Source organism: Brevundimonas sp. (genome assembly GCF_032017145.1).
GTDB lineage: Bacteria > Pseudomonadota > Alphaproteobacteria > Caulobacterales > Caulobacteraceae > Brevundimonas.
Map to the genome: position 1 here is coordinate 1 of NZ_DALZQC010000208.1, position 2,089 is coordinate 2,089.

Here is a 2,089-nt window from a genome sequence, read left to right on the forward strand (position 1 = left end):
GGCGCGGCGGCCAGGGCGCCGGTCGAATCCAGCCCGACGTCGAGCGCGTCCGTCGCCAGGCCGTTGCGGCGCGCGCAGTCGGCCAGGGTCGCCATACCCACGAATTGGCCATCGACGAAGCAGCGGAGTTCGCGCGTCGGCTCCAGACTGGGCGCCTCGGCCAGATTGACCACCAGCCCGCCCTTGGACGCCGGCGGCGCCTCGGTCGGCTTGTCGCCGCCGGTGAAGATCAGGGCCAGCACGACGGCGGCGACGATCACCACGCCGGCGCCGACCGCCAGGATGACGCGGTTGTCTTTCGGAAGGGCCATGAACGGGCTTTCGCTGAAGGGAAGGCCAATAAGGCCAAGCGCGAGCCGGGCGTCAACCGCCTTGGGCGCGCTTGCGCGGCGTCACGCCGTCAGGCGGTTCAGGGCGGCCTGGAAGTTGGCGGCCTGGGTCTGCTGATAGGCGGTGGAGGAGCCGCCGCCCGTCTGGGTGTTGGTCGTCGGCGCCGTCTGCGGCCCCAGCGACCGATAGGCCGAACGCACCGCCGTCATGGCCTGGGCCAGGGCGTCGATGGCGGCCTTGATGCCGGCCGGGTCGTTCAGGTTCAGGGTGTTGGGCAGGTTCAGCCCATAGGTCTTGGCCGACTTGTCGCCTGTCTTGCCGACGAAGCCGGGCGACAGACCCAGCGCCGCCAAGGCGTCCTTGCCCACCGCCCCGGCCGAGATGACGGCGCCGTCCTTGTTGTCGGCGGCCACGATCTGGAGACGCTGCACCGGCGGCACGACGCGCGAATCGGTGATGACGGTGGCCTTCAGCTGGCGGTTGGAGGCCGTCATGATCTTCTTGGCCAGGGTGTCCAGCGTATCCTTGGCCTCGATCGTCACGGCGACGGCGCGCCCTCCGCCGGCCGGGGAGATGCTGAACTGATCGCCGACACGCGCCGATGTGGCCACGGTCAGCAGCTTGGAGTCCGCCTGCATGATCTCGCCCTGCGGCAGGCCCAGCCGGTCCAGAACGCTGGCGCCGCCGGAGACGATGCTGAGGCTGGTCGGGGTGACCTGGTCGCCCTCCCCGCGCCAGGTCTGATTGTATTCGACGGCGCCGGTGGCCAGGTCCAGCCGCGCCAGATAGGCCCTAGTCGGATCTGTCTTTGCGGCGCCCGCGTCGCGGTTCGTGCCGGTGATCCAGACCTTGCCGTCCTTGATCTTGACGTCGGCGGCGGTGTCATTGCCGGACCCGCCGAAATAGGTCAGCCGGTCGCCGGCGGCCGATTGCAGATCGGTCGACAGCCTGGCCACGAAGACGTCGGTCCCGCCGGCGTGGGCGTTGGTCACCGCGCCGATGTCCAGGGCGGGATTGTCCGTCTGTCCCGTCAGCACGACCTGGCCGGCCTCGACCGAGATCCCGGCGATGGAGCCGCTGGCCAGCCCCAGGTCGCGCGTCGCCGCCAGGGTCGGCACGCCGGCCCCGTCCAGGGTGAAGCGGCGCACGATGGCGCGTCCGTCCTCGACCCCTGCGGTGTAGATGTCGGACCCCGACACCGTCATGGCCTGGACGGAATCGTCGCCATCGGTGCCGAACTGAAGCGTCGAGACGTTCACCCCGACGTCCGGGCCGTTGATCTTGGCCGGCTTTTCCTGGAACGTCTGAAGATAGGAATCCCAGCCGCCCAGGGCCGACTGGCCCGGCATGGCGGACTTGGAGCGCCCGGCGACATAGACCATGCCGTCCGCGCCGAAGCTGACCTCGGTCGCCTCGTCCGCCGCCTTGGCGCCGCGTCGCTGGGTCCACAACTCCTTGCCGTCGTCGTCGAAGACGGTGACGAAACTGTCGGCGGTGTTGGCGACGTCGCCGCTCTTGCCCGGCTCCAGCGCCCCCGTGACGGACCCCGCCACCGCGACCCGGCCGTCGGCGTCCACCGCGATGGAGAAGCCGTTCGCGGTCGATGCGGCGCCCAGCAGCTTGGTCTGGAGCAGGTTTCCGCCGGAATCGTATTTCAGCAGGGCCACGTCGCGGGCGCCCTTGATCGGCTGGTTGGCGGCGCCCTGGGTCAGGTCGGCGACCACCCAGATCGCGCCGTCCGGCGCCGGCGCGCTGGCGC

2 pseudogenes are annotated in these 2,089 nt (G+C 70.5%); both read right to left on the reverse strand.

The annotated features are described in order from the left end of the window. Positions 1 to 311 (reverse strand): annotated as a pseudogene (locus RTU05_RS17985) (hypothetical protein); the annotation flags it as partial. A gap of 81 nt (positions 312 to 392) precedes the next feature. Then, positions 393 to 2,089, reverse strand: a pseudogene (locus RTU05_RS17990) (transcriptional regulator); the annotation flags it as partial.